At 51.7% G+C, this 14,632-nt stretch carries 16 protein-coding genes; 7 read left to right on the top strand and 9 right to left on the bottom strand.

Annotated elements, in window-relative coordinates; genetic code table 11:
* Positions 1–3: 3 nt before the first annotated feature.
* The 3 genes from ABLV78_RS23180 to ABLV78_RS23170 are packed head-to-tail and all read right to left on the bottom strand — an operon-like array spanning position 4 to position 3,890.
* The gene (locus ABLV78_RS23180) at positions 4–2,547 is read right to left on the bottom strand and encodes a fimbria/pilus outer membrane usher protein (protein ID WP_047046310.1); all 2,544 of its coding nucleotides are present in this window, start codon (positions 2,545–2,547) and stop codon (positions 4–6) included.
* Between the two features lie 35 nt (positions 2,548–2,582).
* On the bottom strand, positions 2,583–3,269 hold the full coding sequence (locus tag ABLV78_RS23175; protein WP_045396422.1) for a fimbrial biogenesis chaperone: 687 nt from the start codon (positions 3,267–3,269) through the stop codon (positions 2,583–2,585).
* Positions 3,270–3,326: 57 nt separating this feature from the next.
* Complete coding sequence (locus ABLV78_RS23170; RefSeq protein WP_045396419.1) at positions 3,327–3,890, bottom strand: fimbrial protein; 564 nt, start codon at positions 3,888–3,890, stop codon at positions 3,327–3,329.
* A gap of 500 nt (positions 3,891–4,390) precedes the next feature.
* Between ABLV78_RS23170 and ABLV78_RS23165 the strand changes: the two genes are divergently transcribed.
* Positions 4,391–4,948 (top strand): winged helix-turn-helix domain-containing protein, encoded by a 558-nt coding sequence (locus ABLV78_RS23165; protein WP_047046306.1) that lies wholly within the window; start codon positions 4,391–4,393, stop codon positions 4,946–4,948.
* 164 nt (positions 4,949–5,112) lie between these two features.
* On the opposite strand, the gene epmB is transcribed toward ABLV78_RS23165, so the two are convergent.
* Complete coding sequence (epmB, locus tag ABLV78_RS23160; protein WP_047046303.1) at positions 5,113–6,144, bottom strand: EF-P beta-lysylation protein EpmB; 1,032 nt, start codon at positions 6,142–6,144, stop codon at positions 5,113–5,115.
* A 42-nt stretch (positions 6,145–6,186) separates the two neighbouring features.
* Between epmB and efp the strand changes: the two genes are divergently transcribed.
* From efp to sugE, 4 genes are all read left to right on the top strand, one after another.
* Positions 6,187–6,753, top strand: coding sequence for an elongation factor P (gene efp, locus ABLV78_RS23155; RefSeq protein ID WP_003855940.1), 567 nt, complete (start codon positions 6,187–6,189; stop codon positions 6,751–6,753).
* Between the two features lie 64 nt (positions 6,754–6,817).
* Positions 6,818–6,949, top strand: coding sequence for an entericidin A/B family lipoprotein (locus tag ABLV78_RS23150; RefSeq protein ID WP_047066041.1), 132 nt, complete (start codon positions 6,818–6,820; stop codon positions 6,947–6,949).
* 151 nt (positions 6,950–7,100) lie between these two features.
* Positions 7,101–7,247 (top strand): lipoprotein toxin entericidin B, encoded by a 147-nt coding sequence (gene ecnB, locus ABLV78_RS23145; RefSeq protein ID WP_015368653.1) that lies wholly within the window; start codon positions 7,101–7,103, stop codon positions 7,245–7,247.
* 138 nt (positions 7,248–7,385) lie between these two features.
* The gene (gene sugE / locus ABLV78_RS23140; protein WP_045380130.1) at positions 7,386–7,703 is read left to right on the top strand and encodes a quaternary ammonium compound efflux SMR transporter SugE; all 318 of its coding nucleotides are present in this window, start codon (positions 7,386–7,388) and stop codon (positions 7,701–7,703) included.
* Here sugE and ABLV78_RS23135 read toward each other — a convergent pair.
* The 5 genes from ABLV78_RS23135 to frdA all read right to left on the bottom strand — a co-directional run bounded on the left by ABLV78_RS23135 (position 7,700) and on the right by frdA (position 11,637).
* Positions 7,700–8,230 carry a lipocalin family protein gene (locus tag ABLV78_RS23135; RefSeq protein WP_047046300.1) on the bottom strand — a complete coding sequence of 177 codons (531 nt, stop codon included), beginning with the start codon at positions 8,228–8,230 and terminating at the stop codon, positions 7,700–7,702. The two genes, sugE and ABLV78_RS23135, sit on opposite strands and share 4 nt — an antisense overlap.
* Before the next feature lie 113 nt (positions 8,231–8,343).
* Positions 8,344–8,703 carry a fumarate reductase subunit FrdD gene (gene frdD / locus ABLV78_RS23130; protein WP_015368650.1) on the bottom strand — a complete coding sequence of 120 codons (360 nt, stop codon included), beginning with the start codon at positions 8,701–8,703 and terminating at the stop codon, positions 8,344–8,346.
* Between the two features lie 10 nt (positions 8,704–8,713).
* Positions 8,714–9,109, bottom strand: a complete 396-nt coding sequence (gene frdC, locus ABLV78_RS23125) for a fumarate reductase subunit FrdC (protein WP_045396402.1) — start codon at positions 9,107–9,109, stop codon at positions 8,714–8,716.
* Positions 9,110–9,119: 10 nt separating this feature from the next.
* Complete coding sequence (gene frdB, locus ABLV78_RS23120) at positions 9,120–9,854, bottom strand: fumarate reductase iron-sulfur protein (RefSeq protein ID WP_045362546.1); 735 nt, start codon at positions 9,852–9,854, stop codon at positions 9,120–9,122.
* Complete coding sequence (gene frdA, locus ABLV78_RS23115; protein WP_032713498.1) at positions 9,847–11,637, bottom strand: fumarate reductase (quinol) flavoprotein subunit; 1,791 nt, start codon at positions 11,635–11,637, stop codon at positions 9,847–9,849. Before frdA ends, frdB begins: the two co-directional genes overlap by 8 nt.
* A gap of 277 nt (positions 11,638–11,914) precedes the next feature.
* Here frdA and epmA point away from each other — a divergent pair, with 277 nt between their 5' ends.
* Complete coding sequence (epmA, locus tag ABLV78_RS23110) at positions 11,915–12,892, top strand: elongation factor P--(R)-beta-lysine ligase (protein ID WP_045380118.1); 978 nt, start codon at positions 11,915–11,917, stop codon at positions 12,890–12,892.
* A 202-nt stretch (positions 12,893–13,094) separates the two neighbouring features.
* Positions 13,095–14,597, top strand: coding sequence for a glutamate/gamma-aminobutyrate family transporter YjeM (gene yjeM, locus ABLV78_RS23105; protein WP_047046296.1), 1,503 nt, complete (start codon positions 13,095–13,097; stop codon positions 14,595–14,597).
* The last annotated feature ends 35 nt before the right edge of the window (positions 14,598–14,632 follow it).

Here is a 14,632-nt window from a genome sequence, read left to right as displayed (position 1 = left end):
TGATTAGCGGCAAACCGCTTCAACCTGACTTAAACCAGCGGTTTTGCCTTCCCGCGGTGGCAGCGTGAATGGAGCGTTACATTGTTGGTTAGAACTTTTTCCCCACTGCACGTTGAGCGTTCCGGTTGGTTGCAGCCCGGACATATAGACCATCCCGGCATCGCTGACGATACTGGCCTGGCTTTTCGTATCACCAGCCAGTAAGACCATAGCGCCATAAGGAACATCATTGCCGCTGACAGTTTTCAGGTGAATAAAGGCGCGCTGCCCAATCTTGCCGTCGTAGTTGGCCCGCACGATAGCGCCGCGAGTCGGCACCACGGTTTGCGTTGTTTCCGGTAGTTCCATATCATCGCCAAGCGTGGCGGTGTCGAGTGTGATATCGGTGCGACGATAAGGGGTAACATAAGGCACAATGGCATAGCCGCGATAGTCGGTTGAAATGGTGTTATCGGTGCTCAGTTTGACGTCATCCAGCCCTGGAGCCTTAACCAGTACGGCTGCATCGGTAATGTCCTGACCTAAAGTGATGCCGTCGGTGTGCGCGACAATACTGCCGTTGGCACCATAATCAATACGTTGGCTATCGCGATCGTAGCTATAACCGGCGTTAACACTTCCTTGAGAACTGTTATAAGTGGCGCGCATGTCGCCGCTGTAATATTCGCGGTTGCTGTATCCTTGCTGAATACTCCAGTCCAGACTATCGTTTTCCAGTCCGACGCCGCCGATTGCAACCGATTGATCCGTTGAGCCTGGATTGCTATTTGTGAGCTGGTAGCTGGTATAGGTGCCAGGAAGCCAGTTGCTGATCGGTAGGGTAACGGTCAGGGTTATACGCTGATCGTCCTGGGCATCTTTATTAGAGCTATTGCCGCCCCAGGTGTAGCGGCTATAGCTATAACCCAGGTAGAAGTTCACGTTTTTAAACCCACCGTTATAGCCAACGCTGATAGATTTATTGGTGCGTTTATCATCCCAATAATCCTCTACCAGACCACTAATAGAGAGGCTTCCGAGCCCTTTACCCAGGCTTTGGTTGAGTGTCAGGTTGGTTCGATTGCGTAATGAACGGGTGGTATAGCTACCGTCATTAGCATAGCTATCCAGCACCTCGGATAAAGTGTTAAATCCCTCAGTAGAGTACCGGTAGCCAGCGATGGTAATGTTGGTTCCGGTATCAAGGATGTTTTTACCGTAGCGGATTCGCCAGGACTGTCCCGAAGTCTTTTCCCGATCCTGCATTTTTGACCAGGCCTGGGTGACATCCGCTGACGCGGCGCCGAAATCGCCGAGGTTATAGCCGAGACCGGATGACAATGCCTGATAATGTGAGGCCATTTGCATCCCGCCGTAGGCCGTCAGGCTACTGGATACACCGTAGCTTATCGTTGCTTGGGTGAATGGCGTTTCATGGACACCGTCATCATATGGACGATATTTACCTGAAGTGATTTCATATTGCAGCTGGCCTTCGCGTACCATCACCGGCAGCGTGGCGAACGGCACGATGAATTCTTGCTTTGAGCCATCCGATTCTTCTACCGTAACGTATAGATCGCCGCTACCGCCGCTTGGGTACATATCGGTGATTTCAAAGGCGCCGGGCGCGACGTAGGTCTGATATACCTGGTAGCCATTCTGTTTAACGATCACCCTGGCGTTGGTTTTTGCAATCCCACGGATAATTGGCGCATAGCCGCGAAGGCTCTCCGGCAGCATGGAAGTATCCGTTGCCATTTGAATCCCGGTAAACGGCACGCTATCAAAGATACTGGAAAGCGAGGAGCTTTCACCCATTACCAGATTACTATTAAGAGGGCGAATGCTGCGCTGCATGTACAGGTAAGCTGATTCCCAGTTGCTGGATTCACCTTTCGTTTTATTCCATGTGCTCAAATTTCGGATACGCCATGGACCAAGATTTAAACCGGACTGGAGGTTAAGGCTATAGTATTCATCTTCTGATTCGAAATCATTCGAGCCGCTGAACTGGTAATTCATTAACAGCGCGTTAATACCTTCATCAAATTGATCTTCCGGAATAAAGCCTTGCACGACGGTGGATAATGCCGCCTGTGGTATAGAGATATTTAACCGTTGTGCAGTAAAATCGAAATCCGCTTTTGTATCCGGTATTGCTGTTAGATTAACGCAGTTATTGGCATCTTCTTTCAGCGCTGGGAAGGATTTCACTCTGACACCATATTCCGCCAGGTCTTTAAGAGTGAAACAGGGGGCTAATTTGATATCATCACTCTTGTCGGTAGTATGACTATCAATAACAAACTTGATGGTACGGGTATCCAGATATTGGCCATTGAAGACAATATCCACCCGATAATCCCCGGGTGCCTGAGCGTTCCTGGCTTCAAAAATAGATAAATCTGGGGCGTTTGAAGGATCGCTACCATTCAATGAATTGATGAATGAGGGATCGAAGAAATCACGTGCTTGCGCTTTGTTATCCAAACCACAAAAAAACGCTGGCAACAAAGTGATGCAGAGCGTTGATAGTTTGAATAGCTCTTTATTTTTATTTTGCATAAACACATCCCTATAACGTTAATAAAAGTTCCCAATTACAACGGTGATGAATAGAGCGATCCAGCCCCACCATAATCATTAACTATTTTCCATGTCACGCTTGATGCGTTTATATTTCCCTTTAACGTTACTTCTTTTGTTTCCATCGGTGGGACCGTGTTTACTTCATTTTTTATTTCGGCACTGCCAATTTTTATTGTGTTGAAGTAATAGAAGAAAGGTGTCGGGTTTTTAATGAACAATTTATTGCCTGATTTACTCCATTGGAGTTTTGCCGCTTCCTCATTCGGTTTCATATCAAACAGCGATTTTGGCCGATACACCAGACGCATACGGTGGCGAACAGCCAGCTGAATCGTATTGTTTTTGGCGTTGGTCTCATCAGCAGGCGGGATAGCCATAACGTTGAAATAAAATACAGATTCACGATCGGTTGGCGCTGTGACATTATTGGTTGAAAACAAACGCACGGTATTTTGCTGTTTTGCTTCAAGTCGGAATAGCGGCGGAGTAGCCGTGAAAGATGGTGTTTGCCCTTTTGGGGTCTCAATCCAGGACTTAATTAAGTAAGGAATACCGTCTTTGTTCTCTATCTGGGCGGTGATTTCGCGGGCACCCTCTTTGTAGAGATAGCGAGTTGACTCGATGACGATGCCAGCATGTGCAAAACCGCTAATCAATAAAAAAAAGGGAATGAAAAGTTTAAATACGGTGCTTAACATAGCATTTCTCTAAACGGAAAAAAGGGCTCGCCAGACGGCGAGCCCTTTAAAATAGAATTAGATGGTGTAATCGATAGTAAAGGTTGCAACGCCTTTAACTGGACCTTCGGTTACAGCAGTTGTGGCATTTACTTTCACATAACCAGCATAGTAGTTCAGGGAAGTGACGGAACCATCAGTGTAGGTTTCAGACATGGTGCTGGAACCATCGAACTTAACACGAGAACCGTCGCTTACTTTCGCGATACCGATACCGATACCAGCTGCGCCGTCGTCAGCGGTGTTGTCCAGAATGGCCGCATCGCTGCTGGTTGTACCAGTAACAGCAACAGTCAGGCCAGTTGCCGGATCGCTGCTGCCTTTGGCGCAATCAGAAACATCAAAACCAAACTTCTGGCTTTTGAAAAGGGTGTTTGCAGCCTGCGCGTTCGCTTCGCTGGTGGTAACAGAAGTCAGACGAACGATGCCGTTGTTCAGAGTACCTGTCGGGGTGACTACGCAAGAAGAGGAGGAGTCATTGACTTCACCCAGAACGGTCACTTCAGCAGTGTTAGCTGCCATTGCCTGAGCGCTCAGAACTGCAGATGCAGCAACCATAACAGCTACGATTGTTTTTTTCATTTATTTGTCCATGTATAAATACGTAATCCTTGAAATAGATATCGCTCTAATTGCTAATTATTGGTTTGTCTAATTATCCGATAATTGCCCAAGAACTACACTATCCCATCTCTGTACTCCTTGTTGTCCCTTAGGCTAATAAGCAGATGGTGGCCTGCATTTAGCTTAAGACGGGAGCACTGAGGAATCTAATTCGCCGTTAGGGAAAATGCATGTGAATTTTAATTGAATAAATTTTTTAATGTTCAAAGGAACGATTCACATTTTTATTTGAACTATAAGTGATAGCGTTGATTCGATGAATGTTGTGCGGTGTCTCTGGCTTCCATTCAGTTTAAATATCATGTTAGTCTTATCTTGGATGCAAAATCGAGACTCAATGATTGATATGTGAAGCCATCTAATAGCAGGCCTGTTCAAGGCTATTCGCTCAACATTAAAGATGGAATTTCATTAATTTCATGTTTATTTCACATAGCTAATGAAAAAGGGAAGACATTATGGCATTTAGTGAATTTATCATTAACGATGAAGTTATTTTTGATGTGAATATGAGTGAGTTGCGAACTGTTAATGAAAATGGCACTACCGTTAACTTAAATGGGCCGACCGCTCGTTGTTTATTGTTGCTAATAGAAAGTAATGGAAGGATCATTTCACGTGAGGAATTTCTGGAAACAGTCTGGAAAACAAGGGGGGTAATAGTTGCGCAAAACACCTTTTACCAAAATATATCATTGCTCAGAAAATCACTGGTAAAGGCTGGATTATCTCAGGATATCATTATTACCGTCAGACAACGCGGATTTATCCTTGCTACGGATGCTGTGATCACACCAGTGACCAAAGCGGAAGAGGTGAAAGCGAATCTATCAGCGAATGTAGAGGATCCTGTAAGTGATAGAGAGTGCGAGGAGAGTGAAAGGTACGAAGTTATAGATACTGTAAGTGATAATCGAATCGAAAGTCGCAGAGGGACAGCATTTAAATTACCCAGATGGATTGTGGTGATGTTTATTGTTATGGTTGCAACCAATATACTTTCACTGCTTTTTTAGATGTCTTATTAGCGCATCATTTAATAGATACGCGTATATATAATTATAAATGTTAAGCAAACACTGCCTTCTGGATAACGCTGGTGAAAAATTTTATATCTATTATTTGCCAGGCAAACGCATTTGTCATTTAGGTATCTGCCGGACAGGGCCGGCAGAAAAACTTAGTTTTGTTGCTTTAAACCTAAATCCAGCGGCGTTTTACTCGGTTCGCCGCCTATTTCACGTGCCAATCTTGGCACCATATATCCGGATACCAGCGTTAATAGCTCACGCATGATGGCACGAGCTTCCTCGTCTTCTACCATGAAATGAGCCGCGCCCTGGACTTTATCGAGCACGTGCAGGTAGTAGGGCATTACCCCGGCATCGAACAGCGCATTACTGAGATTCGCCAGGGTTTGTGCATTGTCGTTAACACCGCGCAGCAGGACGCTTTGGTTGAGCAGCGTCACGCGCGCTTGCCGTAGCAGCGCCATTGCCGCCCGGAATTCCGGGCCGATCTCGTTGGCATGATTGATATGGTTAACTAACAATATCTGCAGCGAGGAGGCGCTAAAGCGAGCCGTCAGCCCTTCGGTGATCCGCGCCGGAATGACAATCGGCAAGCGGCTATGGATGCGTAACCGTTTAATATGCGGGATAGCTTCCAGTTGCGTCAGCAGCCAATCCAGTTCGTGGTCTTTCGCCATCAACGGATCGCCGCCGGAGAAAATAATCTCATCTAATTGCGGATTGGCGGCAATGTACTCCAGCGCCGCCTGCCAGTTGCGTTTATTACCCTGGTTCTCGGCATAGGGGAAGTGACGGCGGAAGCAGTAGCGGCAGTTGACCGCGCAGCCGCCTTTCACCAGCAATAGCGCCCGGTTGCTATATTTATGCAGTAGGCCGGGCACCACGCTGTGTTGCTCTTCCAGCGGATCGGTGGAAAAACCAGGAGCGGCAATAAACTCTTCTTGCGCGGTAAGTACCTGACGAAGAAGAGGATCGTGGGGATTTCCTTTCTCCATTCGTGCAATAAACGCGCGCGGCACGCGCAGCGCGAAGAGACGCTTCGCATTACGTCCCGCCAATAGGTTTGCATCTGTTTCCAGATCTAAAAGATGCAATAGTTCATCGGGACTGGTCACAACATCGGCAAGTTGCGTGATCCAATCTTCTCTGGATGGGGTATTTAGGGTTACAATATGCGCCATTTTGTGGCTTAGCTACCAAGTTAAACAATTTCAGAGGGCCTTATGGCGACTTACTATAGCAACGATTTTCGTGCTGGTCTTAAAATCATGATGGATGGCGAACCGTATGCGGTTGAAGCCAGCGAATTCGTTAAACCAGGTAAAGGTCAGGCATTCGCACGCGTTAAGCTGCGTCGCCTGCTGACCGGCACCCGTGTAGAAAAAACTTTCAAGTCCACCGACTCTGCAGAAGGCGCGGACGTTGTCGATATGAACCTGACTTACCTGTACAACGACGGTGAGTTCTGGCACTTCATGAACAACGAAACCTTCGAACAGCTGTCTGCTGATGCTAAAGCTATCGGCGACAATGCTAAATGGCTGCTGGATCAGGCTGAGTGCATCGTAACCCTGTGGAACGGTCAGCCTATCGCTGTGACCCCGCCTAACTTCGTTGAACTGGAAATCGTTGAAACCGATCCGGGTCTGAAAGGCGACACCGCAGGTACTGGCGGCAAGCCGGCGACTCTGTCCACTGGCGCTGTGGTTAAAGTTCCGCTGTTCGTTCAGATTGGCGAAGTCATCAAAGTAGATACCCGCTCCGGCGAATACGTATCTCGCGTGAAGTAATTCATGCTTTGAGACGGTGGGCGCAGCCTTGCTGCTGCGCCTTCAGTTTCGCGCCAGAACTAACATGAACCAGATGCTCAAACTTCTTGCCTTGCTGCTGCTCAGCGGCGCGCTGCTTACTGGATGCAATACCGCCCGCGGTATTGGCGAGGATATCCAGGGGCTGGGGCACGCGATTTCTCACGCCGTTAGCTAGTCTCATTTCATCTGCCTTCCCTGCAATTCATTTTGCTCAGTTCACCCTGAACCTCTTTTTCTCTTAAAAAACGCGACTATCCCTTCATTCTGAATCAGTTTGGCTATGCTTATAGGGCAAGAAAACAAAAACTGTTTATAAGGATGATATTATGGTGAAAAAAACGATTGCGGCGTTCTTTACTGTTTTGGTCCTTTCCTCTGTGCTCACCGCATGTAACACCACGCGTGGTATCGGTGAAGACATCTCTGACGGCGGCAGCGCTATCTCTGGCGCGGCGACCAAAGCTCAGAATTAAACATTACCGGTACGGCCTTGCGCCGTACCGGTCTTCACATTCACGGCGCCGTTGTTTATAATCCCGGCGTTTTCAACCACCTTGCGGGACGACCCGTGAGCGTATCTCATTCGGGGACGGCCCCATTACTGGAGCCTTATGTCCTGGATCATTCTCTTTATCGCCGGTTTGCTGGAAGTCGTGTGGGCCGTCGGCCTCAAATATACCCATGGATTTAGCCGTCTGCTGCCAAGCGTGATTACTATTGCTGCTATGGTCGTCAGTATGGCGCTGCTATCGTGGGCGATGAAATCACTGCCGGTGGGTACCGCTTATGCGGTGTGGACCGGGATCGGCGCCGTTGGCGCAGCGATAACCGGCATTGTGCTGCTGGGCGAATCCGCAAGCCCGATGCGTATCGCGAGCCTGGCCTGTATTGTGATCGGCATTATCGGGCTGAAAATGAGCGCGCATTAATAGCGCTGATTAACCCAAATCAGTTTGCTTACGTCGAAGCCCTGTCGGGTGGCGATATCCAGCATCTGCTGTTTCACCTGCGGCGAAATCTTCGGCGTGCGCGCCAGTAGCCACAGGTAATCACGATCCGGCCCGCAAACCAGCGCATGGCGGTACTCTTTATCCAGCGCAATGACGTTGTAGCCGCCATAGAAGGGGCCGAAGAAAGAGACCTTCAGCGCCGCGCGGTTGGGATCGCCGGTGAACCAGGCAACGCCGTCTGTTTTCTGCCAGATGCCGCGGTCAGGGTTATAACCTTTATTGACCACATCAATGCCGCCATCGCCGCGCAGGCTGTAAGTCGCCGTAACCTTTTCCAGCCCGCTTTCGAAATGATGATCGAAGCGGGCGATTTCATACCAGGTGCCGAGGAAGCGTTGGCTTTCAAATGGGCTGACGACGGTCACGCCAGCGGGAGGAACGGGATTGCTGCACGCAACGCTCAGCAATGACGCGATAACCACGGTTAACACTGGCAGCAGACGCATAGGTATTTTCCTTACCGCTTTTTCTCTAAGTGTAGATAGCGGCAGGAAAAAAGTAGGGTGATTTTGTCGATAAGCGAGCCCGGTAACAGATTGCTACCGGGCGAGATGTTGCATCAGATAAATAACACGCCGACCAGGGTGACGACGGTTAAAATCGCCGCCAGGCCATAGAAGACCCATTTGCCGTTCGGCACGTGGATTTTCAGGTCATGCATCGCATGGTGGATACGGTGCAGGCCGCACCACAGCGGCAGAACAATCATCAGGAAGATAAAGAGGCGACCGATGAAGCTATGGGCGAAGGCGTAAACGCGTTCGTAGCTGAAAGCATCGCCAGGCGCGAGCCCCAGCGGCAGTAGAATGCCGACCAGCAGCACCATCACCGGCGCGATAATCGCCCCCCACATACCGCCTGCGCCAAATAGCCCCCAGAACACCGGTTCATCGGAACGTTTTGGATTGGGATTAATCATATCAGCCTCCTTACCAGAACAACGCGACAAACAGGATCACGATGCTGACCAGCGCCGTAACCGCCCACAGCCCTTTAATCAGCGGCTCAGGCCCCATTTTCTCGCCTTTAACAATGATGTTGGCGGCTTTCGGCGCCAGCTCAAACCAGGTTTTGGTGTGCAGCAGCGCGGCTGCGAGGGTGATCAGGTTGAGGATCACCACAATCGGGTTTTGCAGGAAGGCCACATAGCCATCCCAGCTTTCGGCGCCGTGCTTGAGGGCGAACAAGCCGTAAATTAGCACGATGCTGAACCAGACCGTCGGCACCGCCGTCCCTTCACGCAGCATATAGAAGCGATAAAACGGCAGCTTCTTCCACCAGGTGGAGGTCATGGGCCGCACGTAGGGTTTGCGTTTAGTCGTCATAGTGCACTCCTTAGCGTGGTTTCAGGGTGGCGATCAGGAAGTCTTTCGAACTTTCTACCTTACCCTGCTGAATGGCGGCCGCCGGGTCGACATGCTTCGGACAAACTTCGGAGCAGAAGCCGACAAACGTACAGCTCCACACGCCGTTCTGGCCGTTGAGCTGCGCCATACGTTCCTTTTTGCCGTGGTCGCGGCTGTCTTCGTTGTAACGATGGGCGAGGGTGATCGCCGCCGGGCCAATGAACTCCGGATTCAGACCAAACTGCGGACAGGCGGCATAGCACAGACCGCAGTTGATGCAGCCGGAGAACTGATGGTATTTCGCCATCTGCGCCGGAGTTTGTTTATTTGGCCCCTGATCCGGCGTGCGGTTATTTCCGATGATATAAGGCTTAATCGCTTCCAGGCTTTCGATAAAGTGGGTCATATCGACCACCAGATCGCGCTCAATCGGGAAGTTGGCCAGCGCTTCGACCTTCAACCCTTTGGTATAATCGCGCAGGAAGGTTTTACAGGCCAGTTTGGGCACCTTGTTGACCATCATGCCGCAGGAGCCGCAGATCGCCATGCGGCACGACCAACGGTAGCTTAAATCCGGCGCGAGGTTATCTTTGATATAGCCCAGCGCGTCGAGCAGCGAGGTTTGTTCGTCGTAGGGGACTTCATAGAAAGCGCTGTGCGGCGCGGTGTCGACTTCCGGGTTGTAGCGCACCACTTCAACTTTCAGTTTGTTCATCTCAGCCATGGGTCGTCTCCTTCTTCTCAGCGGCTTCCGCTTCGGCGCCATAGACGCGTTTAGCAGGCGGCAGAGTGGTAATCTTCACATCGCCATACTCCAGGCGCGTGCTGCCGTCGGCCTCACGGAAGGCGAGCGTATGCTTGAGGAAATTGACGTCGTCGCGTTCAGTGCAGCCTTCATCGAGGCGCTGGTGGGCGCCGCGTGACTCTTTACGCGCGATAGCGGAGTGCGCCATACATTCGGCGACGTTGAGACCATGGCCCAGCTCAATGGTGTAGAGCAGGTCGGTATTAAACACGCTGGAGGTGTCGGTGATACGCACGCGCTTAAAGCGCTCCTGCAGCTCGGCCAGCTTATCGATGGTTTTCTGCATCAGCTCCGGCGTGCGATAAATACCGCAGCCTTCTTCCATCGACATACCCATTTCATCGCGGATTTTGGCCCAGTTTTCATTGCCTTGCTGGTTAACGAGGTCTTTAAGACGGTTTTCAACGTCGTTGACCTGCGCATCCAGCGCCGCGTTGTTAGCTTCGCCCGCTGCCATTGCGCGCTGCATGGCTTGCTCACCGGCAAGGCGGCCAAAGACCACCAGCTCGGCGAGCGAGTTGGATCCCAGACGGTTGGCGCCATGGAGACCGACGGAGGAACATTCTCCGACGGCGAACAGGCCCTTGATGCGGGTTTCGCACTGTTGGTCAGTTTCGATGCCTCCCATCGTGTAGTGGGCGGTCGGGCGCACCGGAATGGGCTCTTTCACCGGATCGACGCCAACATAGGCTTTCGCCAGTTCGCAGATGAACGGTAGGCGTTCAAGCAGTTTCTTCTCGCCGAGATGACGCAGGTCGAGATAAACCACGTCGCCGCGCGGCGTCGGAATGGTGTTGCCTTTGCGCCACTCGTGCCAGAAGGCTTGAGAAACTTTATCGCGCGGGCCGAGTTCCATGTATTTGTTTTTCGGCTCGCCGAGCGGCGTTTCCGGCCCCATGCCGTAATCCTGCAGGTAGCGATAGCCGTTCTTATTCACCAGAATACCGCCTTCGCCGCGGCAGCCTTCGGTCATCAGGATCCCCGAGCCCGGCAGGCCGGTTGGGTGATACTGGACGAACTCCATGTCGCGCAGCGGGACGCCGTGGCCCAGCGCCATGCCCATGCCATCGCCGGTGACGATGCCGCCGTTGGTGTTATAGCGATAGACGCGGCCAGCGCCGCCGGTAGCCATGACGACCGCATTGGCGCGAATTTGCACCAGCGTGCCTTCCATCATATTCATTGCCACCAGGCCGCGGGCCTGGCCGTCATCGACCAGAATATCCAGCACGAAGTGCTCGTCGAAACGTTGAATTTGCGGGAACTGGAGGGAGGTCTGGAAGAGGGTATGCAGCATATGGAAGCCGGTTTTATCGGCGGCGAACCATGTACGTTCGATTTTCATCCCGCCGAAGCGGCGAACGTTGACGCTGCCGTCCGGGCGGCGGCTCCACGGGCAGCCCCACAGCTCAAGCTGGGTCATTTCCGTGGGGCAGTGGTGTACGAAATAGTCTACGACATCCTGTTCACAGAGCCAGTCGCCGCCGGCGACGGTGTCGTGAAAATGGTATTCAAAGCTATCGTGATCCTGCGCGACCGCCGCAGAACCGCCTTCAGCGGCGACGGTATGGCTACGCATTGGATAGACTTTTGAAATCAGTGCGATTTTGGCTTTTGGATTAGCCTGCGCAGCGGCGATGGCTGCGCGAAGACCTGCTCCGCCTGCGCCAATGACGACAAGATCGGCTTGAAAAGTTTGCACGACATTCCTCCAGTTTTTGTGTATTTCGCCGCCGGGCTGGCGAAAAAGTATCACTGCTCCTTTATAGGTAAATGAGTATAGCCATAGGGATGTTGGGGAAAATTGACGCGTTCGATTTTTTTATCAATCCGTGCGCTGATTTATCAATTTTATTTATGCAATTAAGTTAGCAATAAATTATCAGGATGTAATATCGCCGCCGGATTGCACAAAATTTGTTTCACTCGACGGTTGCGAGTAGACTTCGTGCCCTTGTATGAAATCGGAGAAAAGTACCATGAGCGAGACGGCAACCTGGCAGCCGAGCGCATCCATTCCAAATCTGTTAAAACGTGCGGCTGTAATGGCGGAAATTCGCCGTTTCTTTACCGACCGCGGCGTGCTGGAGGTGGAAACGCCTTGTATGAGTCAGGCAACGGTGACCGATATCCACATGTTCCCGTTTGAAACCCGTTTCGTCGGCCCCGGCCACTCTCAGGGTCTGAATCTGTATCTGATGACCAGCCCGGAATACCACATGAAGCGGCTGCTGGCCGCCGGGTGCGGGCCGGTATTTCAGCTGTGCCGAAGCTTTCGCAATGAAGAGATGGGCCGCCACCACAATCCAGAGTTCACCATGCTGGAGTGGTACCGTCCGTGCTACGACATGTACCGTCTGATTAACGAAGTTGACGATTTACTGCAGCAGGTGCTCGAGTGCCAACCCGCGGAAAGCCTCTCTTATCAACAGGCCTTCCAGCGCTATCTGGAGATCGATCCGCTGTCGGCGGACAAAACCCAGCTGCGTGAAGTGGCGGCAAAACTCGATCTCAGTAATATCGCTGATACGGAAGAAGATCGCGATACGCTGCTGCAGCTGCTGTTCACCATGGGCGTAGAGCCGCACATCGGTAAAGAACGTCCGACTTTCGTCTATCACTTCCCGGCAAGCCAGGCTTCGTTGGCGCAGATCAGCACCGAAGATCACCGCGTCGCCGAACGCTTTGAGGTCTACTACAAGGGGATGGAGCTGGCGAACGGTTTCCATGAACTAACCGACGCGCGCGAACAACAGCAGCGTTTTGAGCAGGACAACCGCAAACGTGCGGCCCGCGGCCTGCCGGAGCAGCCCATCGACTATAACCTGTTGGCCGCGCTGGAAGCCGGCCTGCCGGATTGTTCCGGCGTCGCGCTGGGCGTAGACCGCCTGGTGATGCTGGCACTGGGGGTAGAGACCATCGGCGAAGTGATCTCGTTCACCGTCGATCGCGCCTGATTAACTGCGCTTCCCTTTCATGAGGAGAGGGAAGCCGTTTCCCGTCGTTAGCGTTATCCCCTTCATTCAAAGATTTTTACAGTTCTCCCGACTGCATTAGCCCTAATAACCACAATTTCAAACTGGAATATTGCTAGGATCCGCGTTCTATTTCTGCTTACCTGGCGACGTCGTTCGGCGACGCTCACGTTTGGATCGGTTTATGCCTCAACAAATCAAGAAGATGAGCCTGATTGGGCTGATATTAATGATCTTCACTTCGGTGTTTGGCTTTGCCAATAGCCCTTCGGCGTTTTATCTGATGGGTTATAGCGCGATGCCGTTTTATCTTTTCTCGGCGCTGTTTTTCTTTATTCCTTTCGCCTTAATGATGGCGGAGATGGGCTCGGCCTATCGTAAGGAAGAGGGCGGGATCTATTCGTGGATGAATCGTAGCGTCGGGCCGCGCTTTGCATTTATTGGCACCTTTATGTGGTTTTCATCCTATGTGGTGTGGATGGTCAGCACCGCGGCGAAAATTTGGGTCCCGTTTTCGACCTTTCTGTTCGGCGCGGATAAAACTCAGAGCTGGGCTTTTGCCGGCTTAACCTCGACGCAAACCGTCGGCGTACTGGCCGCCTGTTGGATGGTGCTGGTGACGCTGGTGGCGGCGAAAGGGATAAATAAGATTGCCAAAATTACCGCCGTCGGCGGTATCGCGGTGATGTGCCTGAATCTGGTACTGCTGCTGGTGAGCGGGGCGATTCTGCTACTGAACGGCGGTCATTTCGCCCAGCCGCTGGATTTCACCGCATCGCCGAATCCAGGATATCAATCGGGTCTGGCGATGCTGTCTTTCGTGGTGTTCGCCATTTTCGCCTATGGCGGGATTGAAGCGGTCGGCGGGCTGGTGGATAAAACCGAGAAGCCGGAAAGGAACTTTGCCAAAGGCATTATTATCGCCGCGCTGGTGATTTCGATCGGCTACTCGCTGGCCATCGTGCTGTGGGGCGTCAGCGCCAACTGGCAGCAGGTATTGAGCAACCACAGTACCAACCTCGGCAATATCACCTACGTGTTGATGACCAGCCTTGGCGCAACGCTTGGACAAGCGCTGCATCTGTCGCCGCAGGCGGCGGCGCTGACCGGCGTATGGTTTGCGCGCATTACCGGGTTGTCGATGTTCCTCGCCTATACCGGCGCATTCTTCACCCTGAGCTATTCACCGCTGAAGGCGATCATTCAGGGGACGCCGAAAGCGCTGTGGCCGACGATGATGACCAAAGTCAACGCCAACGGTATGCCGGCTAACGCCATGTGGCTGCAATGCCTGCTGGTGAGTCTGTTTATTCTGCTGGTCTCTTTCGGCGGCGATACCGCCTCGGCGTTTTATAACAAGCTAACGCTGATGGCTAACGTCTCGATGACCTTGCCGTATCTGTTCCTGGCGATCGCGTTCCCGTTCTTTAAGGCCAAAGCCGAGCTCGATCGTCCATTTGTGATGTTCAAAAGCCGCATAAGTACGCTGCTGGCAACGACGATAGTGGTACTGGTGGTAGCGTTCGCCAATATCTTCACCGTTATTCAGCCGGTGATGGATTCCGGTGACTGGAACAGTACGCTATGGATGGTCGGCGGGCCGATTTTCTTCTCGCTGTTGGCATTAGGGATCTACGAGAACTATCGTCAGAGAACGGCGGTACAGGTAGCCCTGGCGGAGGGTTAAGAAAGAGAATGCCCGGTGAATCGCTCACCGGGCTA

Source organism: Klebsiella sp. CN_Kp075, from assembly GCF_040065055.2.
GTDB classification, from domain to species: domain Bacteria; phylum Pseudomonadota; class Gammaproteobacteria; order Enterobacterales; family Enterobacteriaceae; genus Klebsiella; species Klebsiella aerogenes.
This window is presented reverse-complemented; position numbering and strand designations above follow the sequence as displayed.